The sequence below is a fragment of the Halomonas sp. NyZ770 genome (assembly GCF_020616575.1).
Classification (GTDB): domain Bacteria; phylum Pseudomonadota; class Gammaproteobacteria; order Pseudomonadales; family Halomonadaceae; genus Vreelandella; species Vreelandella hamiltonii.
Map to the genome: position 1 here is coordinate 2,788,670 of NZ_CP085143.1, position 19,189 is coordinate 2,807,858.

Consider the following 19,189-nt stretch of genomic DNA (forward strand, 5'->3'; position numbering starts at 1 on the left):
TCAAGCTCCCCACAGGATTTGGATGCCCCACACCAGGTATACGAAGATGGCCAGAATGATCAGCGTCTGGGCACCCACGCGCAGGCGAGTGGACTTGAGGTAATCGGTAGTGACTGTCCACAAACCGATCCAGGCGTGCGCTGCAATGGAAATGAAGGCCAGCAGCGAGAAAATACGCATCCAGGTTTGCTCGAACAGCCCGCTCCAGGTGTAGTAATCCAGGTTCGGGTTAAACAGCAGGTAGGCGACGATGAAGACCGTGTAAAGGGCCAGGATGACCGCAGATACTCGCTGCATCAACCAATCGGACAAACCGCTACGGCCAAAACTCGTGATGTTGGTTACCATACCCAAACTCCTGCCAGAATAATCAGAACCGCACTGACTACGACCGTAGCCTGTGCTTTTTTCACGCCACCCTCCAGGGTAACGCCAATGTTGGCATCCATGAGCAGGTGCTTGATGCCTGCCACGAAGTGGAATGCCAGGGCAGACAGCAGGCCCCAAGCAACGAACTTGGCGAAGACGTTGTTCGCCAGGGCGTTGCTGACAGCGTCAAAGCCAGCCGGAGATGACAGGGATTTGCCCAGCGCCCAGAAAGCGAAAATCAGGCCGACGAACAGGATCACGCCGGTGATACGGTGCGTAATCGACGTCAGCGCTGGCAGTGGGAAATGTATCGTAGTCAGGTCTAGGTTTACGGGTCGTTTGCTATTCACGGCGTTATACACACTCTCTTGGCCCGCTCAGCGACGGTCGGGCATAACCCGAGCGGGCGGTGGTTGCTGGAAGGGGCTCGGCCGTTGCCAAGTCGGGCACGACCACCTACCTGCCGGTCGCGCGCCGTGGATTATAAGAACCTTAGCCCCTGCTGACAAACCGATCTCAGACTTAACTCGACCATGGTGCAAGAAAATAGCCAATGGTCTGAGTCGATTTTGCGATGCAGCATGGTTATAGTGACATTAGATGGACGGTTTGATAAGCCTGTTAACGTATCGTCAATCCTCTGTCACTTCGGTACTATAGATCCCGACCAATCATATACAATTATTATCCAAAACAACACATCCTGTATAAGCATGTCTAGCATTTAGGCTAATTGACAAAATGTCGCACACTTCTATAGTGGGCAAGCCTTTTCGCCGGCGCGGCATGCGAAACAACGACTTTACGTCCCAAACCGAACTCGAAAGGAGGCCATCATGGCTGACAGGAAAGCGACATTGACGGTAGACGGTCTCGACAAGACGATCGAACTACCCATGTATTCCGGCACACTTGGCCCCGACGTCATCGACGTACGCGGCCTGGGCGCCGAAGGCCTGTTTACCTACGACCCCGGCTTCATGGCCACCTCTTCCTGCCAGTCCGCAATCACCTACATCGATGGCGGCAAGGGCGTACTGCTGCACCGCGGCTACCCCATCGACCAGCTGGCAAAAGAATCCAACTTCGTCGAAGTGTGCTACACCCTGCTGTTTGGTGAACTGCCCACAAAAGAGCAGTACACCGATTTCGAATCGCGCATTCGCAATCACACCATGGTGCATGACCAGATCAACAACTTCTTCAAGGGCTTCCGTCGCGACGCACACCCGATGTCGATCCTGTGTGGCGTGGTCGGTGGTCTGGCAGCGTTCTACCATGACCACATGGACATCACTCAGGAAGAAGACCGCGTCATCAGCGCGATTCGCCTGATTGCCAAAATGCCTACCCTGGCCGCCATGTCGCACAAGTACAACGTTGGCCAACCCTTCAACTACCCGCGCAACGACCTGAGCTATGCAGAGAACTTCCTCTACATGATGTTCAGCAACCCTTGCGAGGAGTACAAGATCAACCCGGTGTACGCCAAAGCCATGGATCGCATCTTCATGCTGCATGCGGACCATGAGCAGAACGCCTCCACCTCCACCGTACGCCTGGCAGGCTCTACCGGCGCCAACCCGTTTGCCTGTATCAGTGCGGGCATCGCGGCACTCTGGGGCCCGGCACACGGCGGCGCCAACGAAGCCGTGCTGAACATGCTCGACGAAATCGGCGACGATTCCGAAGAGAACATTCAGCGCTTCGTGGACAAGGCAAAAGACAAGAACGACCCGTTCAAGCTGATGGGCTTCGGCCACCGCGTTTACCGCAACTTCGACCCGCGCGCCAAGGTCATGAAAGAGACCTGCGACGAAGTACTGGCCGAGCTGGGCCTGGCAGATGACCCGCAGCTGAAGATCGCCAAGCGCCTGGAGCAGATCGCTCTCGAAGACGAATACTTCATCGAGCGCAAGCTGTACCCGAACGTCGACTTCTACTCCGGCATCATCCTCAAGGCCATGGGCATTCCGACCAACATGTTTACCGTGATTTTCGCGGTATCCCGTACCATTGGCTGGATCTCCCATTGGCACGAAATGCTCAGCGAAAGCTACAAGATCGGTCGTCCGCGCCAGCTTTACATTGGTCATGACCAGCGTGACTACCCCAAGAAGTAATCGGCGGCTTGTACGGCGATGACTGAACGACACAAAGGCCACCCACGGGTGGCCTTTTGCGTGCAGCCTACCCCTTCATGACACCACTCCCCCCATCAACAACAAAGGTGCTTTATGTCTTCTATCACTACCGTTGCCTTTATCGGCCTGGGCGTCATGGGCTACCCCATGGCAGGACACCTGGCCAAGCAGGGCCTGACCACCCGCGTCTATAACCGCACGGCCGCCAAAGCCCAGGCATGGGCCGATCAGTTCGGCGGCACGGCCCACGCCACGCCCGCCGAGGCGGCCCAGGGCGCCGATCTGGTGCTGGTGTGCGTGGGCAATGACGACGACGTGCGTCAGGTCACCACCGGCGAACACGGCGTGCTGCAGTCCATGGCCCCAGGCAGCTATCTGGTGGACCACACCACGGCCTCAGCCGACCTGGCACTGGAGCTGGATGCCGCCTGTCGCCAGAAGAGCCTTCACTTTATCGATGCCCCGGTATCTGGCGGCCAGCAAGGCGCAGAAAACGGCGCGCTGACCATCATGTGCGGCGGTGAACAGACCCCTTTCGATGCCGTCGCCCCCGTGCTTGACCACTATGCTCGCGCTGTCACGCTCATGGGCCCCGCCAGCAGCGGCCAGCTCACCAAAATGGTCAACCAGATCTGCATCGCCGGCCTGGTACAAGGGTTGGCAGAGGGGCTGCACTTTGCCGAACAGGCAGGACTGGATCAGCATCAAGTGATCGAGGTGATTTCGAAAGGTGCCGCAGGGTCCTGGCAGATGGAGAACCGCCACAAGACCATGATCGCCGATGAGTACCAGCACGGCTTTGCCGTCGACTGGATGCGCAAGGATCTGGGCATCTGCCTGGAGCAAGCGCGCAGACTGGACGCCACGCTACCCGTCACCGCACTGGTGGATCAGTTCTATGCCGACGTCCAGCGTATGCAGGGTGGCCGGTGGGACACCTCTTCGCTGTTGAAGCGTCTCCGCAAAGGCGAATAGCGCTTGACATTTTGACACTGACAGCCGGATCAGGGTTTTCCACACTATCTGTGGATAACCCTGTTCACAACCACTACAAAACGTCCCGTAATCGCCATGAACAGTGACCCAGCCTTAAATTGGTCATTTTTTAACCTCTCATAAGCCATTGATTTAAAAGAGATTAAGCTAAGACGCTGATTTTTTATGTCATATTCACGAGGCTGTGCACAACCCTTTACCCAGACGAGCAAAAGTGGACAAGTCAAGCACAATATTGACAAAAAAAGCGATAAATTGGCTAAAACGCCAAACAGGAAGCAGCCGAAAAGGCAACGCGACATTGGGTTGCTATCGAGACTTTAAAAAAGGGGGAAATACAAAAAACCAGAAGAAGGTGGCGTCCCATAGGGGGTTCGAACCCCTGTTCCCGCCGTGAAAGGGCGGTGTCCTAGACCACTAGACGAATGGGACGTATCTACCTTTTTACATCATGGTACATCGTTAGCATGGGCTAATGATGGTGGAGCCTAGCGGGATCGAACCGCTGACCTCAACACTGCCAGTGTTGCGCTCTCCCAGCTGAGCTAAGGCCCCACATGTCGTGAAGACGGAGCGTATATTACTGATTACGCTCGCCTTCGTCAACCCTGTTTTCGCAAGAAGCGTCAAATATCTCGCTTGCCGCTCATCTGACGCTCCCTGCCCCTCTGTACAGGTCGAGTGTTTACAGGTCGCGGAACTCTTTTTCGAAGCGTTTCGCCTGCTTTTTCGATACGCCACCCAATACCTCGATAGCGTGGCGCAAGCGAGCCCGCGTCACGTCCGACCCGAGAATCGCCATGGCGTCCATGACGGACGTGCTGGAAGCACTGCCCGTAATGGCAATGAACACCGGCGCCAGAAACGCCTTCATCTTGAGCTCGAAGTGTTCCGCCAGGTGTTTGACTTCCGTCAGCAGCGCTTCCTTGTGCCAGGCATTGACGGCTTCGAAGCGCCATACCAGGAATTGCAGCAGCTTCACCAACTCTTCGTCTTCCAGCTTGATAGCATCGAAATCCTGCTTTTCCAACGAGGGCAGCCCAGAGAAGAAATGGCCCGCCAGCGGAACCACCTGCGAGAGCGTCTCTACCCGCGGGCGAACCTGGGGCAGGATCTGTTTGACATAGGCATCGTTGAACGCCCACTCGCGCAGCGCCAGCAGCAACGCATCGTCATCCAGGTCTTCACGAATATAAACGCCGTTCAGCCAGGTCAGCTTCTCCAGATCGAATACCGGCCCACCCAGCGATACCCGCTGAATGTCGAACTCAGCCATCATTTCGCTCAGGCTGAACTTTTCGCGCTCATCCGGCATCGACCACCCCATCCGACCCAGATAGTTGGTGACGGCCTGGGGCAGGAAACCCATGCGACGATAATAGTTGATCGAGGTCGGGTTCTTGCGCTTGGAAAGCTTCGACTTGTCCGGGTTGCGCAGCAGCGGCATGTGGCAGAGCTGGGGCATTTCCCAACCGAAGTAGTCGTAGAGCAGCTGGTGCTTGGGTGCCGAGTTGATCCACTCTTCACCACGCAGCACGTGGGTGATGCCCATCAAGTGGTCATCGACCACGTTGGCCAGGTGATAGGTGGGCATACCATCGGACTTCATCAGGATTTGTGCATCCACCTGCGTCCAGTCCACTTCTATTGTGCCACGCAGCATGTCACTGACCACGCAGACGCCTTTACTGGGCACGTTCATGCGGATGACATACGGCCAGCCTTCCTGCTCACGACGCGCCTGCTCGGCGGCATCCAGCGCCAGGTCTGCAGGCTTCAGGGCCAGATGCAGGCCTGCTTCCTTGCGGGATTCACGCAGCTCGTCCAGCTCTTCACTGGTGCGGTAGCACTTGAAGGCATGGCCTGCATCCAAAAGCTGCTGCGCATACTGGGCGTAGATCTCGCCGCGCTCGCTTTGACGGTAAGGGCCATGCGGGCCGCCTACATCAGGGCCTTCGTCCCATTCGAGCCCCAGCCACCGTAACGAGTCGAGAATCATCTGTTCTGATTCAGGGGTAGAACGCACCCGATCGGTATCTTCAATGCGCAAGATGAACTGACCACCGTGCTGACGGGCAAAGCAGAGGTTGAACAGCGCAATGTAGGCCGTGCCTACGTGCGGGTCCCCAGTGGGGGAAGGCGCAATACGAGTACGTACGGTCATCAATCTATCCTTGTGGCGGTAAATGCATCGCCACATTATACGCGCCCCAGCTATATCCAACAGCACCCGCAGGGGAACGAGTTTGCCTCAAAAGCGTCATAACCCAAGCTCAATGTTCACGGTGTGGAAGATGCGCGTTAAAGCACAATCGCTTAGTATGGTGAAGTACCCATGATTCGTGTTCATGCATGCGAACGATTCTCATCGTTTACAGCGTGTTCTGAGCGCCACCGAATAGGTGGAAGTACATTTAACGAGCTGATTTAGCTCATCGATAGGAAGATGAAATGGAATCGCTAGGCTCACGTATCAAGCAACTGAGGCTTAGGGCCAAGCTCAACAAAGCTGCCCTAGCACGTAAAGTTGGCGTGTCGGATGTCACCATTTCTTATTGGGAATCTGGGGCAATCAAACAGATCGGCCATGAACGCCTGGTGGCGCTCGCGGACGCACTGGATTGCTCGCTTGCTACCCTATTGGAAGGAGACAGCGCGCCGCAACTGCTCACCCTGAACCATACTGGTCCCCTCCCCTGGGAACAGGTTCAGGCCACTGCTATCACCGTGCCGCATCACCTGCCGTTGAAGATCGACTGGAAAGCACCTTGCGTGATGGTGACCCCTGCCAAGGAAGCAGATTTTTCACCAGCGTCGGCGGGAGACCTGCTGCTCCTCGGCCCGACACACGTGTTTCACAAGGCTGGGCATTACCTGGTACAACGGGATGATCAATACGTCATTGAGCACTATACAAAAGCGCCCAATAGCACGTCGATCCATGCCGTTCTGCTTGCCCACTGGTGTGCTGCCTAAAGCATCTTTACCTCCCCGTCCCTAATTGTCCTCAAACACGTCCACCTGGTCGCGCGTTCGTCTTGGTTCACTGCCTATCAAGAGACGCCGCGAGTAGGTGGCCACCTGACCCAACCCATGGCGGGACTGGCTGACCAGCTCTCCCGCCAAATGCTCACCCAGATCACCAATGCGTGCCCGCACGCTGGCTGGCTGAACAGCGGCTTCGGAAAGCTGTACTCGCACCACGTAACCGCCATCCGGCAACCCACTTCCCGTACCCAGCGGCCCGACTTCGAACTGCCCTTCCCTGACCTGAGTACGCGCCTGCCAGCGCACGCGGCTCAGCTCACGCTCGACCACGACCTGTACCTGGGCTCCGTCCGGCAAGTTGGTCTGGCCCGCAATCATCAATCGGCGGTCAGAGAGTAGTTGAGCAGAGGTCGACACTTCCACCTCCAGCGGCTCGATAGGCTCGGCTTCCGCTACTGGCTCGGCCGCGGCGGTCTCTTCCACCTGAACCGTCTCTGCCGGCGCCTCCTCTTCGGGACCACTGCAGCCCTGCAACATCAACGCACCCAGCAGAGCGGCTCCTGCGTAACCTAGCGCTTTCCCCATCACCACGTCTTCCCCTTGTTGTTGGCGGATACCTACCATACCGCCTTTGACCACAAAAAACGCAAAGTGATGCAAGCATTTACCCACTATCAGACCAGGCTTGAGAAGTGCTCTGAAGGGCACGCGGGATTGTTGGGGTTATGGATAGTGAAACGTCTCTTGTGTACGGTTAAGACGACCCTATATTCCATATTGGCCAACGTAATCGGGCAGAGCGCTGGCTTCGAATGAGGCTAACCACGGCTGCCCCCGCTGATAGAGGTGAGCCATGTTATTTCCCATTGCCATTGAACGCGGCGACGAACAACACGCCTATGGCGTCGTCGTGCCCGACCTGCCCGGCTGCCACTCCGCAGGCGACACCTTCGAAGAGGCCCTGGCCAACGCCAAAGAAGCCATCGGTGGTTGGCTGGAAGTCGCGGTCGAGTACGGCGACCCCCTCCCCGAAGCCACGTCCATCGAACACCACATGGACAACCCCGACTTCACCGGCTGGATCTGGGCCGTCGTCGATATCGACATCACCCCGTACCTGGGCAAAAGCCACAAGATCAACGTCACCCTGCCCGACCTTCTGGTCAAACAGATCGACGACTTCGTCGCCCGCCACCCCGGCGACAAAACGCGCTCCGGCTTTCTCTCCCGCGTCGCCATGGCCGAACTGGCAAGGTACAAACAAGCCAGCTAAGCCCCAAATAAAAACCCCCAGCCATTCTATGGCCGGGGGTATCGGTGCCGCATCCTTCTGGCGAGGCGGAGTCCGTCCCGCGTGCTTCCAAGCGACTGATTTATCTTCTCAAAAAATCATGCGCACGGCTGTAAGCGATTGCTGACTCGTGCGTAAGATATTGCCTACAACACCCAACACCGCGTCTGCCTCACCACCACCCCACGAAACTGCGTCGCCGTGATAAAGCACCCTTCCCCACCCAAAGGCGGCAACAAGCGGCAGCGGCTGCCCACGTGGTGGGTTTTGAAGAGCCGATACTCGCCCTCTACCTCCGCCACCACCAAATCGGCGTGGCCATAAGAGCGCGCTTCGTCCACCACCAGCACGTCGCCTTCCATCCATGGCCCACCTGGGGGCACCTCTTCGCTGATCTCCACCAGAAAGCAGGTCGGCGGAAATTTTCGCCGGTCCATCTCCGCTACCGCCGGGTGCTCCACACCCACCACGGCAGGCCCCAAGTAGGTCACTCGCATGCTATTGCCCTGTGCTAGCTCCATATTTGGCGACGAATATTAGCGTTTGCCTGTCGCCTCCCGAACGCCCAACTCTGTACAAAAAAACAGCACTCAACAAGAATTATGAAGGCAACATGATCGGGCCAATGGACTGCAACAACTTCTACGTGGGCTGCAAGCGCGTGTATAGTATAAGGATGGATGCTCAGTGAGGCTTATACAGTCACAAAGGCATACCTTGCTTCACGAGCAGGGTAAAAATAGATTTCATGTGAGTTGTCAAAGCTAACGAAGCTCATTAAAAATGACGCTGTAGTTCGCAATCAAAAACTATGTTAGTGATACTCATTCGCAAGCAGAAGATTCGTTGTTCCAAACGACTTCCTGGCTGCTCCAGGTTAGCACTCACTAACAAAAAATTTCAAAAAAAAACAACTGTTTGATTCTAATGGGATATTTCAACCACTGCAACAAAATCCCTAAACACATGGATCTAGGGCGACCACAATGGTATGATAATGCACGTTGAGTATACGCTGGAGAGATAGAATGGATTTTTTCATCACTAACGATGATTGCACTAAAATCATTAGCAACATCGAAGATGATTCTCTCGATCTGACACTAACTTCTCCGCCATATTGCATAGGTAAAGCTTATGATGTGCATACAACGATCGAGGGATTCAAAGAAATTAACGAACCTGTTATAGAGGCCATATATAACAAAACAAAGCCTGGCGGAGCAATTTGTTGGCAAGTTGGCCATCATGTAACAAAAGGTGAAATTATCCCCCTTGATTTTGTAGTATATGAAATTTTCAAACGAGTCTGTCCAAATGTAAAATTGAGAAACAGAATAGTTTGGCATTTTGAACACGGTGCCAACTGTAGAAACAGATTTAGTGGACGTCATGAGACAATTCTTTGGTTTACTAAAGGCGAAAATTATTATTTTGATTTAGATTCAGTCAGAGTAAAGCAAAAATATCCTGGCAAGAAATATTATAAAGGTGCTAAAAAAGGAGAGTATAGCTGCAACCCCTTAGGCAAAAACCCTGGAGATCTTTGGTCTATACCAAACGTAAAGTCAAATCACGTGGAAAAAACTGCACACCCTTGCCAATTTCCAATTGGGTTAGCTCAGCGCATTATAAGAGCCCTAAGCCCCAAAGGCGGCATGGTTTTTGACCCTTTCATGGGTTCTGGTAGCACTGGTGCTGCTGCAATACTCGAAGATAGAAATTTCACTGGTATTGAGCTTGATAAAAAATACTTTGAAATCTCAAAGGAAAGATTGACTTTGGCAAAAAAAGGGCTACTAAGATATCGCGATATCGAAACACCAGTCATGGACCCAGCGAAAGCAGGAGCAGTTGCTAAAGACCCAATTATACTCAAACCTACACAGGAACTGTCACTATGAGTAAAAGTAAACTCCGCATACCAGCGATTCAATTAAAGCAGAGTGGCACTAATCTTTATGTTTTCTCAATGCCAGCGAAAAAGCTTTGGGATATATGCGAAATTAACGAGAAAACAGAAAACAAAGATGATGGTTATCAGCGAGCGCTATCAAATTCACGAGCAACTGATATTAAACGATACATTCTTAAAGGTAATGCTATTGCACCTGCAATCATTATTTCTTTTAATGATAAAAAGGCTACGTTTGATCCTGAAAGCAAAGAGCTGATCATCGACGACACTTCAGATGCTGGCTGGGTCATAGATGGTCAACACCGCCTTCGAGGTGCAGATTTAGCTAGTGCAGAAGATATAAACATTGAACTTGCTGTAGTAGCTTTTTTGGATTTGAAAATTGAAGAGCAAATACAGCAGTTCGTAACCATAAATCGGGAGGCAAAAGGAGTTCCGACATCTTTATATTACGATCTTCTTAAGCAATTACCTGTAAAATCCAGCACTGACGTAGCCAAAGAAAAAGCTGCTGCGATTGCCGATGTACTTAGAAAAGATCCGGAATCACCATTTTATGAGCGTATTGTAATTGTTACCTCGCCTAAAAAAGGGGAGATATCGTTAAATAACTTTGTGCGCAAGGTATATCCATTAGTCGCTGACGAAAAGGGACTATTTAGCTCTTACTCTCAAAAAGAAGTGACGATAATAATTGACAATTTTTTCCGTGCACTCAAGAGTGTTTACCCAAATGAATTCAGTCATAACAAGCAACGTTTTTTTCAAACCTTAGGTTTCGGAGCAATGTTAAACTCCTTGTATCCCACATTCTCCTTGGTTTTAAAACAAGAGCAAGCGTTTCGGATACCTGATATTGAAAAAGTTTTAAGTAAAATATCTGACTTCAGCTTTTCTGATTGGGATAGAATAGGCAGCGGAACACAGGCAGAAAAGCAAGCAGGTAGAGATTTTGAAACAACCCTTAAAGCAGCTTGGAGTGATGAAAAATCACAAGAAGGTAGCTTGAGGTTATTTTAATATGCTTCCCAGGAATTTAAAACAAAGAATCTCAAGTAGAGATTGGAGTAAGCTTAAGAAGGAGTGGCGCGCGGCCTTCGTTGACTATGAAAACATCGGAGCTTCTCCAGAGAGCACAATAAAAGATATTGCGCAAATGAATAAGTCTGTACTGACATCGACCTCACCATCGATCCCAGTACAGTTCAGAGCTGCTAGCCTTAGAGCAACAGCTTTGCGAGAAGCAATCTTTCTCAGCCATAAGGCTGGCGCATTGCTACGCAGCTTCAATAGAGATCTGGAAAATAGAGAAACAACTTATCCTGAGATTACAGCCTATACAGCAGCATACTTTCTTTCAAAATCGATTAGCCTATTACTAGGTTTATGGATGGACTCAAGAAAAATAAATGGAGATTATTGGCTCTTTGATATGGCTGGAAATGGAAGTACCAAGGCTAGCGCCTACAAATTTTCTTGCCCTACAGTAGGCCATGTCCATATATGGGACTTATGCAAGAAAAGCTTAGATGGATTGACTGCTAGCCCTGTTGATGGAGAGTTTCTATCTTTTTGTGGTGGACTGGCAGCAGAAGACTTTGCAAGATTAAGAAATAGCCTTCAATATAACAGTCGCGAATGGATATATAAAGACCTCCATGCCTCTGACGCAGCAGATATTAGCTGGCTAACTGAGTTCGATAAAAGCATTTATACTAATGCCGACCCCAACGATGATGCATGCCATTTTGGTGTGACTATATTTTTAATGTTATTTAGAGCAAATTTTAGTTTAATTTCAGACATAGCCAAAGGTATTGACACACTTGAAGCTGAAGTAAATAAAATGGCTGAAAACATACCCCAATGTAACAGAGTTATGAAATTGCAAACTTGGGTTGAATAAAAAAGCAAACCGGGCTTATTAGATAAGTTCGGTTTTTAAAGTTTTAGCGACTATATACTCTTAACGAAAGATATAAATTTGGCCTATTTAATAGATATTTCACTACCCACCGACAATATTTATTAATTGCTGCTTTCGGGCCTCAGCTAAAGCATTAGAAAGTATCGCAGTATTTGCTTCGGAAGGCAATCCAAATAAAATGTCCGCCGTACTTTCTTTCTTTAAATCAAACCACCCGCCCAATCCGAACCACACACCGCCCCAAGATTTCCACATCGTGCATATCCTGCGGCTTGATCATTTCCGGCTGGTAATGGTCGTTATCGCTAATCAAGTACAGTGCCCCGCCCGCTAACCGCTGCACCCGCTTAATCCGGCGCTCACCACTCACCAGCAGCAAGAACACACCTTCCTGCTTAGGGTCGCGGTTGCTGCGATCCACCAGCACCCAATAGCCATCAGCCAGGGTGCCGTCCATCGAATCGCCACGCACTTTGATGCCCACCACCTGGGCAGGGTCTAGCCCCTGCTCGGCCAGCGCGCTGCACGTTGACGAGCCCTTCCTTCAGCGCAAGCTGGCACGTGTGCACGAGCACTGCGGGTTAAATTACATCGTTTTTGATATTTAGAGCCTAACCCATGAACCCTCACAACACCATTAACCCTAAGCTGAATTATGCCACGCGAGGCTGCCAGCAGCCCATGATGGCCCAGCTCAACAAGCTCGCATGTGCCGAGATGAAACGGATTCAACAGCTTGAAGTGCTTTCCAGGACGGCCTCTGCTCGCCAGCTGATGTTGCACGGTATTGCACAGGGCAAACAAGACATCCTCTCCACCGGATAGCACGGTGATGAAATCCTAGACCTGGCCTGCCCACTTCTGAGCCCGAGCGTTGGTGCTGCGCGTTTACTCTGTGAGGGATGGCCTTTCTTCCGTACAATAGTCCGCCACTCCCCTTGCCGCTTCTGAAAACTCGCTATTGGTGTACCAGGATTTTTGGAAAGTGGGCGTTCTCTGCCACTGGCTACACTGGCGGTACACTGAGGGCGGTTTTTAACGGTATCAGGTGGCAACATATGTGTGTATTCATACAGTTACAGAATTTCTTAAATGACTGATTTCATTAGCAACAACAGTGCCGACAGGGGTAGATTGTTTTCTGTGGCCCCCATGATGGACTGGACCACAAGAGACTACCGTGCGTTCGCTCGCACCTTGACCAAGCGTGCGCTACTGTATACCGAGATGGTGACCACCGGTGCGGTGCTGCACGGCTCCCCGCGTGAGCGCTTTTTGGGGTACAGCGAGGTGGAGCATCCGATTGCCCTGCAGTTGGGGGGCAGCGATGCGGGAGAGTTGGCGGAGTGTGCTGCGATTGCTGAGGCGTGGGGGTATGACGAGGTCAACCTGAACGTGGGCTGCCCCAGTGACCGGGTGCAGAACAACATGATTGGCGCCTGCCTGATGGGCCACCCCGAAAAAGTGGCCGCCGCAGTCAAGGCCATGCAGGCGGCGGTGTCGATTCCGGTGACGGTGAAATGCCGTATTGGTATCGATGACCAGGATGAAGACGCCGATTTGGCGCGGTTCATTGATATCGTGGCTTCGGCAGGCTGCAGCGTGTTTACCGTTCACGCCCGCAAAGCCTGGCTACAGGGGTTATCCCCTAAAGAGAACCGTGACATTCCACCGCTGAACTACCCTCGGGTGCATCGCTTGAAGCAGAGCCACCCCGAGCTGCACATTGGCATCAACGGCGGGATTAAAACCCTGGCCGAGTGCCAGGCGCAGCTGAAGCACGTGGACAGCGTGATGGTAGGCCGTGAGGCGTACCAGAACCCGTGGTTACTGGCCGGTGTCGATGAGCAGCTGTTTGGTGAGCCCGGCCCGGCCCGCACGCGCCTGGAAGCGGCCACGGCCTTCCGCCCCTATATCCAGCAGCGCCTGGATGAGGGCGCCAAGCTGAATCATATTACGCGGCATTTGCTGGGGCTGTTCCAGGGCTGCCCGGGCGGGCGCCGGTTCCGCCGTCACCTGTCGGAACACGCCCATAAAGAGGGTGCGGGGTTACGCTTGTTCGATGACGCACTCGGCCTGGTGCGCGAGCCGGACACCGATACACCGCCAGTGGAAGAGCAAGCAACAAAACAGCCCGTGGCCTGACGGCCAACGGGCTGCTCAAAGCAAACGCCCAGCGAGCTGATCGCTGGGCGTTTTCGTTCAAGAGGCTACTGCTCGCGAACGCCTTGCTCGATACGCTCTCCCACCTCCTGGTCGATATTGCGCCAATACTCGAACGCCCGGGCCAATACCGGCTCAGAGACGCCTCCCGAGAGATGCCCGACCACATTGGACACCAGCCGCTCGCGCTGGGCATCGTCCATCACGTCGCGCACCAGCGCGTGGGCCTGGCGCCAGTCATCGTCATCTTTTCTGAGTGTATAGGCCGTCCGCATGAACTGGCCGTCGGTCGACCACACGGCGTCTTCCGGGAAGCGCTGCCCATCTGCCTTGGGGCCACCCTTGCTGTTGGGTGCATAGGTAGGGTCGGTGGCGTGACGAATACGCATTGCGCCCCCTTGGCCATAGCTGTGCACCGGGCATTTGGGCGTATTGACCGGAATGTGCTTGTAGTTCACCCCCAGCCGAGCACGGTGTGCGTCGGCATAGGAGATCGCCCTTGCCAGCAGCATCTTGTCCGGCGACAGCCCCGTCCCCGGCACCATGCTGTTGGGCTCGAAAGCGGCCTGCTCGATTTCACTGTGGAAATCAGTGGGGTTCCTGTCCAGCGTCAGCTTGCCCACCTCGATCAGCGGGTAGTCGTCATGGGGCCAGATCTTGGTCAGGTCGAAAGGGTTGATGCGGTAGGTTTTGGCATCTTCGAAGGGCATGATTTGCATCTTCAGAGTCCAGGTAGGGTGATCCCCCCGCTGGATGGCTTCGAAGAGGTCGCGACGGTGGTAGTCGGCATCGCTACCGGCCATCTGGTCGGCCTGCTCCTGGGTCATGCACTTGATGCCCTGGTCGGTCTTGAAGTGATACTTCACCCAAAACCGCTCGCCTGCCTCATTGACCCACATATAGGTATGGCTGGAATAGCCGTTCATGTGCCGCCACGTGGCAGGCACGCCACGGTCCCCCATCAGCCATGCCACCTGGTGGGCCGACTCGGGCACCAGCGTCCAGAAATCCCACTGCATGTCGTGGTCTCGCAGGCCGTTGTCAGCCCGGCGTTTCTGGGAGTGAATGAAGTGCTGAAACTTCATCGGGTCGCGAACGAAAAACACGGGGGTGTTGTTACCCACCATGTCGAAGTTGCCTTCCTCGGTGTAGAACTTGATGGAAAACCCGCGGGGGTCCCGCCAAGTGTCCGGGCTTCCGCTCTCGCCTGCCACGGTCGAGAAGCGGATCAGCACATCGGTCTTCTTGCCAGGCTGTAGAAAGCCAGCCTTGGTGTACTGGCTGACATCCTGAGTCACTTCAAAATGACCAAACGCCCCGCTGCCTTTGGCATGGGGCTGACGGTCAGGAATCATTTCACGGTTGAAGGCCGCCATCTGCTCCATCAGATAGTGGTCATGCATGACGATGGGACCATCGGCCCCGACCGAAAGCGAGTGCTCGTCGCTGGCAACCGGAATACCGGCTTCATTGGTGGTGGGGTGCTGGTGGCTACTCATGGCGCTTCCTCCTTGTCACATTCGACCAGACGCCGTTGCGTCGTTGGAAATGGCCCACAGCGCACGAGGCATTTCGCCTTTGCGCTGGCTGGCTCCCCCACAGGTATAGTCAACAAGCAGGCATATCGCCATCCATGGCGCCTTAACGTTGGCTATTGAAGCGATCAATATTTGCTATCAAAAAAGCTCAATACAGGGAGTCGGGAGGCGGTTCCAGGCTGGATTGAAAGCTTTCGATGGCCGTCTCGGCTTCTTCTATCTCATCGAAGCGAGCGATGTGATAAAGCGCTTCGCCTTCATTGGCCAGCGGCAGGCGGCTCATGCCAATCACGATGCCATCGGCCATGGCCAGCACCTCGCCCTCATCATTGCCGAAGGGGTCCGCTACCTTGCCCAGCACTTCGCCCTTGGCCACGCGCGCCCCCAGGCGCACCTGGGGCCGTAAAATGCCATCGATAGGCGCACGCGCCCAACTGGAGCCATTGGCCAACTCGGCGGGGGCGGGGGTACGGCGGCGCTGCTCGCCACTCAGCATCCCCAGGCGGCGCATGACTCTGAGAATGCCTTTGACACCTGGCGCAATCGCCCACTCATCGAAACGCAGTGCCTCACCGGCTTCATAAGTCAGCACGGGAATGCCCAGGTTCTGGGCATAGTGGCGCAGGCTGCCTTCCCGCAGTTCGGCATTCAGAATGACCGGGGCCCCAAAGGCATCGGCCATGCGCTCGGTTTCGCTGCCAGGGGTCAACTGCGCACGAATTTGCGGCAGGTTGGTGCGATGAATCGCCCCCGTGTGCAGGTCGATGATATGCGTCGCATGATCGACGATCTCATCTCTGAACAGCGCGGCAATACGCCCCCCCAGCGAGCCCTTTTCGCTGCCTGGAAAGCAGCGGTTCAAGTCGCGGCGGTCGGGCAGGTAGCGGGTCTGCTGCAAGAAACCGAACACATTGACCACCGGCACGGCAATCAGCGTTCCGCGCAGGCTGTTGATGGACTTCGAGCGCAGCACGCGCCGCACGATTTCCACGCCGTTGATTTCATCCCCATGGATACCGCCACAGACCAGCATGACCGGCCCCTCTTTGCGGCCATGCACCACCTCGACGGGAATATGCAGCGGTGTGTGGGTGTAGAGGCGTGCCACCGGCACATCGATCTGTAACCGTTGGCCGGGCAGTACGGTATGCCCGGCTAGCGTAAAAGGCGCTCGCGCCATGACAACTCCTCGATCAAGCATCGTGCAGTAGCTAAAAGGTTGGAAAACCTGATGTCTGAAAACTCTATTGAGCATTATCCGACATCTTTGTTAACGCACGCTATGAAGTTCTCTGATTAACCATACACTTTTGAATGTAAAAAACCGGCGAGTTCATATAAAATACGCCGCATACGTGTCGAGAGTGAGGTGAGGTTCCATGGCAAGAAAAACCAAAGCGGAGGCTGCGGCAACGCGCGAAGCGCTGCTGGATGCGGCTGAAGAGGTGTTTTTCGAAAAAGGCGTTGCTCGCACCTCGCTTGAGCAGATTGCCCGCCATGCGGGGCTGACCCGCGGTGCCGTCTATTGGCACTTCAAGAACAAGGGCGATCTGTTCATGGCGCTGGTGGAGCGGGTGCGCATGCCCTTCCAGTCATTGATCGATGAAGTCAATAACGCCGATCCACACGTTTCACCGCTGGAAGCCATTCGCCTGGCCTGCCACGCGGGCTTGCAGCGTATCGAACAACCTTCCCATCAGCGTATTCTGTCGATCCTGCTCCATCGTTGTGAATTCTTCAGCGATATCAACCCCATTGCCATGCAGGATGAAATCGGCGAAGAGTGCTTCGACGAAATGCTGCCGGTGTTCCAACTGGCCCAGCAACAGCAGGATATGCGCGAAGATATCAGCCCGGAAACGGCCACCCGCCTGATGCAGTGCGCGCTCGGCGGCCTGTTTCATGATTGGCTGCGCACACCCGATGCTTTTTCTGTCTCCGAGCGCGGCGCAGAAATCATCGATACGCTGATCCGCATGATGCGCAAGTAAACGCTCTACTGCACCGCAGCATTGCATCTATACTACAGGCACCACATGACAGGAGCCATGTATGGATGCCTTGGAGTTTGTACGCGTACGTGAGCTGGAGATTGCGGTTCGCATCTGGAACCCTGACGCCAAACGAACCCTGATTGCCTGGCACGGGCTGGCTCGTCACGGCGGTGATTTTGCCGCCCTGGCCCGCGAGCTCGGCAGCGAATGGCGCGTACTGGCCCCGGACACCCCAGGGCGCGGCCTATCGAGCTGGTCGCTGTTTCCCGCCCATGACTACCTTTACAGCCACTATGTCACCGTCGCCATCGCGCTGCTGGACCACTACCAGTTGGAGCAGGTGGACTGGCTGGGCACCTCCATGGGAGGGCTGCTTGGTATGCTGATCGCCGCCGACGAGCAACACGCAGCGCGCATTGCGCGGCTGGTCCTCAATGACGTTGGGCCTGAGCTCGACAAGGAAGGGCTGATTGCGTTGTCGAGCTACTTTGGCGTCACCCACCGTTTCAACAACTTTGCCAACCTGCAGGCAGAGCTGGTCAAGCACTATGCCAGCTTCGGCATCACCAGCGAAGCGGAGTGGCGCGAGCTGGCGCTCAATAGCGCACGACGCCTGCCCGATGGCAGTTGGACCTACCACTTCGACCCACGCATAGGCGAGCAGTTTATTCACGATACACCACGGGATACCTGGGCCGACTGGTCCAAGATACGCTGCCCGCTCATGGTCATTCGCGGTGAAACCTCTACCCTGTTGGCCGCCGAAACGCTGCCCAAAATGGCCGAGTCACAGCCGTCGTTGGTGACCATGACCGTGCCGGGCTGCGGGCATGCGCCGATGCTCAACGACGCTCAGCAGGTCAAGCCCATACAGCACTTTCTGACGACTCCGTTAGCCGCCTCTTCCACGGCAACACCTGCCCAGCCAACTGGCACGTTCAGCCAGTGGCTGGCAGATGTGTGGCGCTACCTGAGAGGCAGTAGATAGGGCTGGTTACGTCGGGTAGCCATTGGGGTGATGCTTGTGCTGCAAGCGCAGCTTGTTGAGGCGTACCCGTGTATCCAGGTAGTCCTGCTCCATGACGCTGCGGTAGGCCCCTTCACTGGCCAGATATTTGACCAATACCCGATGCTCACCCGGCTGGGGGCAATCCCCCGCCTTGCAATGCAGGCGCACCACGCTGTTTGGCTCATTGAGCAGCCGAGCAGTGGCAACGCCCTGCTGGTCGCGCTCGGCCACTACCGCCGTGGCGCCTAGCAGGCAACGGCGCTGGAACGGCGGGTAGCGATGCAGCCCACGCTGCAGGGCGTGACACACGGCAGCCGCCAGCGGCGAAGCAACGGCAAAGGAAGCCCACAGCACCAGCACACCCACAGGCACTCTCAACATGCCCAGCGGTAGCCAGCGCAGCACCAGCAGCTCGACGGCCAGCGAGATGGCGCCTGCCAATAGAACGAGCAGGCTCAGCGCCAGTGAGGCGGGCACACCCGCAAAGCCTAGCGAGACGAGCGTGCTCGCCATGTGGTCATCGCGCAGGCTATCGCGTTCGAACAGCTCCAACGGCGCCAGTCGCAACAACACCAGCAGCCAATAGAGAATGCCCAGTATCAGCAGCAGGGCAAAGACGATGGACGGAAACTGCAGAGCAGCAGACATGAAGGTTTGCATGGCGTGTTCTCCTCCGGGCAAGTTGCCCGGTCTTGTTCTCGCCTGAGCCTATTTTCGACCATTATTGTGCTACTCAGGCTAAAACGATGGTCACTTTCAGCTTAGCTCATCTTAGCCATGTCAGTAGCTCGGGCATTGACCCGTGTCAGCCTTTGGCCCGACGCCCACAAAAAACGGGCACCCCGTGGGGTG

The 19,189-nt window shown here is 54.7% G+C and carries 20 protein-coding genes and 2 tRNA genes; 11 read left to right on the top strand and 11 right to left on the bottom strand.

What is annotated here, in order from left to right:
• Together sdhD and sdhC are read right to left on the bottom strand one after the other, a co-directional pair.
• On the bottom strand, window positions 1–348 hold the full coding sequence (sdhD, locus tag LG409_RS12900) for a succinate dehydrogenase, hydrophobic membrane anchor protein (protein WP_016914532.1): 348 nt from the start codon (window positions 346–348) through the stop codon (window positions 1–3).
• A complete protein-coding gene (gene sdhC, locus LG409_RS12905) occupies window positions 342–719 on the bottom strand; it encodes a succinate dehydrogenase, cytochrome b556 subunit (protein ID WP_186299111.1) in 378 nt (125 codons plus the stop codon). Before sdhC ends, sdhD begins: the two co-directional genes overlap by 7 nt.
• 486 nt (window positions 720–1,205) lie before the next feature.
• On the opposite strand from sdhC, the gene gltA reads away from it, so the two are divergent.
• Window positions 1,206–2,492, top strand: a complete 1,287-nt coding sequence (gltA, locus tag LG409_RS12910) for a citrate synthase (protein WP_039176356.1) — start codon at window positions 1,206–1,208, stop codon at window positions 2,490–2,492.
• A 114-nt stretch (window positions 2,493–2,606) separates the two neighbouring features.
• Entirely contained in the window at window positions 2,607–3,488 is an 882-nt protein-coding gene (locus tag LG409_RS12915; protein WP_189463744.1) for an NAD(P)-dependent oxidoreductase, read from the top strand.
• A gap of 377 nt (window positions 3,489–3,865) precedes the next feature.
• Here the strand turns inward: LG409_RS12915 and LG409_RS12920 are convergent.
• The 3 genes from LG409_RS12920 to gltX all read right to left on the bottom strand — a co-directional run bounded on the left by LG409_RS12920 (window position 3,866) and on the right by gltX (window position 5,673).
• Window positions 3,866–3,941, bottom strand: a tRNA-Glu gene (locus tag LG409_RS12920).
• 47 nt (window positions 3,942–3,988) lie between these two features.
• Window positions 3,989–4,064: transfer RNA gene (locus tag LG409_RS12925), tRNA-Ala, on the bottom strand.
• Window positions 4,065–4,194: 130 nt separating this feature from the next.
• Entirely contained in the window at window positions 4,195–5,673 is a 1,479-nt protein-coding gene (gene gltX, locus LG409_RS12930) for a glutamate--tRNA ligase (RefSeq protein WP_227406834.1), read from the bottom strand.
• A 287-nt stretch (window positions 5,674–5,960) separates the two neighbouring features.
• On the opposite strand from gltX, the gene LG409_RS12935 reads away from it, so the two are divergent.
• Window positions 5,961–6,485: a helix-turn-helix domain-containing protein gene (locus tag LG409_RS12935; RefSeq protein ID WP_016914537.1), complete on the top strand. Its 525-nt coding sequence runs from the start codon at window positions 5,961–5,963 to the stop codon at window positions 6,483–6,485.
• A 21-nt stretch (window positions 6,486–6,506) separates the two neighbouring features.
• On the opposite strand, the gene LG409_RS12940 is transcribed toward LG409_RS12935, so the two are convergent.
• Window positions 6,507–7,082, bottom strand: coding sequence for a hypothetical protein (locus LG409_RS12940; RefSeq protein WP_026001787.1), 576 nt, complete (start codon window positions 7,080–7,082; stop codon window positions 6,507–6,509).
• A gap of 268 nt (window positions 7,083–7,350) precedes the next feature.
• Between LG409_RS12940 and LG409_RS12945 the strand changes: the two genes are divergently transcribed.
• Window positions 7,351–7,770: a type II toxin-antitoxin system HicB family antitoxin gene (locus tag LG409_RS12945; protein ID WP_227406835.1), complete on the top strand. Its 420-nt coding sequence runs from the start codon at window positions 7,351–7,353 to the stop codon at window positions 7,768–7,770.
• Between the two features lie 164 nt (window positions 7,771–7,934).
• Here LG409_RS12945 and LG409_RS12950 read toward each other — a convergent pair whose 3' ends face one another.
• Window positions 7,935–8,285, bottom strand: coding sequence for a hypothetical protein (locus LG409_RS12950; RefSeq protein WP_227406836.1), 351 nt, complete (start codon window positions 8,283–8,285; stop codon window positions 7,935–7,937).
• A 531-nt stretch (window positions 8,286–8,816) separates the two neighbouring features.
• Here LG409_RS12950 and LG409_RS12955 point away from each other — a divergent pair.
• The 3 genes from LG409_RS12955 to LG409_RS12965 are packed head-to-tail and all read left to right on the top strand — an operon-like array spanning window position 8,817 to window position 11,612.
• Entirely contained in the window at window positions 8,817–9,692 is an 876-nt protein-coding gene (locus tag LG409_RS12955; protein ID WP_227406837.1) for a DNA-methyltransferase, read from the top strand.
• On the top strand, window positions 9,689–10,726 hold the full coding sequence (locus LG409_RS12960; protein WP_227406838.1) for a DGQHR domain-containing protein: 1,038 nt from the start codon (window positions 9,689–9,691) through the stop codon (window positions 10,724–10,726). The genes LG409_RS12955 and LG409_RS12960 overlap by 4 nt, the downstream gene beginning before the upstream one ends.
• A gap of 1 nt (window position 10,727) precedes the next feature.
• Complete coding sequence (locus LG409_RS12965) at window positions 10,728–11,612, top strand: hypothetical protein (protein WP_227406839.1); 885 nt, start codon at window positions 10,728–10,730, stop codon at window positions 11,610–11,612.
• 226 nt (window positions 11,613–11,838) lie between these two features.
• Here LG409_RS12965 and LG409_RS12970 read toward each other — a convergent pair whose 3' ends face one another.
• Window positions 11,839–12,120 carry a S24 family peptidase gene (locus tag LG409_RS12970; RefSeq protein WP_227406840.1) on the bottom strand — a complete coding sequence of 94 codons (282 nt, stop codon included), beginning with the start codon at window positions 12,118–12,120 and terminating at the stop codon, window positions 11,839–11,841.
• A gap of 131 nt (window positions 12,121–12,251) precedes the next feature.
• Here LG409_RS12970 and LG409_RS12975 point away from each other — a divergent pair, with 131 nt between their 5' ends.
• Both LG409_RS12975 and dusA read left to right on the top strand, forming a co-directional pair.
• Window positions 12,252–12,458: a hypothetical protein gene (locus tag LG409_RS12975; protein ID WP_227406841.1), complete on the top strand. Its 207-nt coding sequence runs from the start codon at window positions 12,252–12,254 to the stop codon at window positions 12,456–12,458.
• A gap of 267 nt (window positions 12,459–12,725) precedes the next feature.
• Window positions 12,726–13,778, top strand: a complete 1,053-nt coding sequence (dusA, locus tag LG409_RS12980) for a tRNA dihydrouridine(20/20a) synthase DusA (protein WP_227406842.1) — start codon at window positions 12,726–12,728, stop codon at window positions 13,776–13,778.
• A 65-nt stretch (window positions 13,779–13,843) separates the two neighbouring features.
• Here dusA and LG409_RS12985 read toward each other — a convergent pair whose 3' ends face one another.
• Window positions 13,844–15,295 (bottom strand): catalase, encoded by a 1,452-nt coding sequence (locus tag LG409_RS12985; protein ID WP_227406843.1) that lies wholly within the window; start codon window positions 15,293–15,295, stop codon window positions 13,844–13,846.
• A 187-nt stretch (window positions 15,296–15,482) separates the two neighbouring features.
• The gene (locus LG409_RS12990; protein WP_039176399.1) at window positions 15,483–16,514 is read right to left on the bottom strand and encodes a succinylglutamate desuccinylase/aspartoacylase family protein; all 1,032 of its coding nucleotides are present in this window, start codon (window positions 16,512–16,514) and stop codon (window positions 15,483–15,485) included.
• A gap of 199 nt (window positions 16,515–16,713) precedes the next feature.
• Between LG409_RS12990 and LG409_RS12995 the strand changes: the two genes are divergently transcribed.
• Together LG409_RS12995 and LG409_RS13000 are read left to right on the top strand one after the other, a co-directional pair.
• Window positions 16,714–17,325, top strand: coding sequence for a TetR family transcriptional regulator (locus LG409_RS12995; protein ID WP_039176404.1), 612 nt, complete (start codon window positions 16,714–16,716; stop codon window positions 17,323–17,325).
• Window positions 17,326–17,386: 61 nt separating this feature from the next.
• On the top strand, window positions 17,387–18,316 hold the full coding sequence (locus LG409_RS13000) for an alpha/beta fold hydrolase (protein ID WP_227406844.1): 930 nt from the start codon (window positions 17,387–17,389) through the stop codon (window positions 18,314–18,316).
• Window positions 18,317–18,322: 6 nt separating this feature from the next.
• On the opposite strand, the gene LG409_RS13005 is transcribed toward LG409_RS13000, so the two are convergent.
• Window positions 18,323–18,997, bottom strand: a complete 675-nt coding sequence (locus LG409_RS13005) for a hypothetical protein (protein ID WP_096922566.1) — start codon at window positions 18,995–18,997, stop codon at window positions 18,323–18,325.
• Window positions 18,998–19,189: the final 192 nt, after the last annotated feature.

Bases quoted from the DNA above. Each gene is read 5' to 3' on its own strand.
- sdhD (WP_016914532.1), bottom strand. From the start codon at position 348: ATGGTAACCAACATCACGAGTTTTGGCCGTAGCGGTTTGTCCGATTGG.
- gltA (WP_039176356.1), top strand. From the start codon at position 1,206: ATGGCTGACAGGAAAGCGACATTGACGGTAGACGGTCTCGACAAGACG.
- LG409_RS12915 (WP_189463744.1), top strand. From the start codon at position 2,607: ATGTCTTCTATCACTACCGTTGCCTTTATCGGCCTGGGCGTCATGGGC.
- gltX (WP_227406834.1), bottom strand. From the start codon at position 5,673: ATGACCGTACGTACTCGTATTGCGCCTTCCCCCACTGGGGACCCGCAC.
- LG409_RS12935 (WP_016914537.1), top strand. From the start codon at position 5,961: ATGGAATCGCTAGGCTCACGTATCAAGCAACTGAGGCTTAGGGCCAAG.
- LG409_RS12940 (WP_026001787.1), bottom strand. From the start codon at position 7,082: ATGGGGAAAGCGCTAGGTTACGCAGGAGCCGCTCTGCTGGGTGCGTTG.
- LG409_RS12945 (WP_227406835.1), top strand. From the start codon at position 7,351: ATGTTATTTCCCATTGCCATTGAACGCGGCGACGAACAACACGCCTAT.
- LG409_RS12950 (WP_227406836.1), bottom strand. From the start codon at position 8,285: ATGCGAGTGACCTACTTGGGGCCTGCCGTGGTGGGTGTGGAGCACCCG.
- LG409_RS12955 (WP_227406837.1), top strand. From the start codon at position 8,817: ATGGATTTTTTCATCACTAACGATGATTGCACTAAAATCATTAGCAAC.
- LG409_RS12960 (WP_227406838.1), top strand. From the start codon at position 9,689: ATGAGTAAAAGTAAACTCCGCATACCAGCGATTCAATTAAAGCAGAGT.
- LG409_RS12965 (WP_227406839.1), top strand. From the start codon at position 10,728: ATGCTTCCCAGGAATTTAAAACAAAGAATCTCAAGTAGAGATTGGAGT.
- LG409_RS12975 (WP_227406841.1), top strand. From the start codon at position 12,252: ATGAACCCTCACAACACCATTAACCCTAAGCTGAATTATGCCACGCGA.
- dusA (WP_227406842.1), top strand. From the start codon at position 12,726: ATGACTGATTTCATTAGCAACAACAGTGCCGACAGGGGTAGATTGTTT.
- LG409_RS12985 (WP_227406843.1), bottom strand. From the start codon at position 15,295: ATGAGTAGCCACCAGCACCCCACCACCAATGAAGCCGGTATTCCGGTT.
- LG409_RS12990 (WP_039176399.1), bottom strand. From the start codon at position 16,514: ATGGCGCGAGCGCCTTTTACGCTAGCCGGGCATACCGTACTGCCCGGC.
- LG409_RS12995 (WP_039176404.1), top strand. From the start codon at position 16,714: ATGGCAAGAAAAACCAAAGCGGAGGCTGCGGCAACGCGCGAAGCGCTG.
- LG409_RS13000 (WP_227406844.1), top strand. From the start codon at position 17,387: ATGGATGCCTTGGAGTTTGTACGCGTACGTGAGCTGGAGATTGCGGTT.
- LG409_RS13005 (WP_096922566.1), bottom strand. From the start codon at position 18,997: ATGCAAACCTTCATGTCTGCTGCTCTGCAGTTTCCGTCCATCGTCTTT.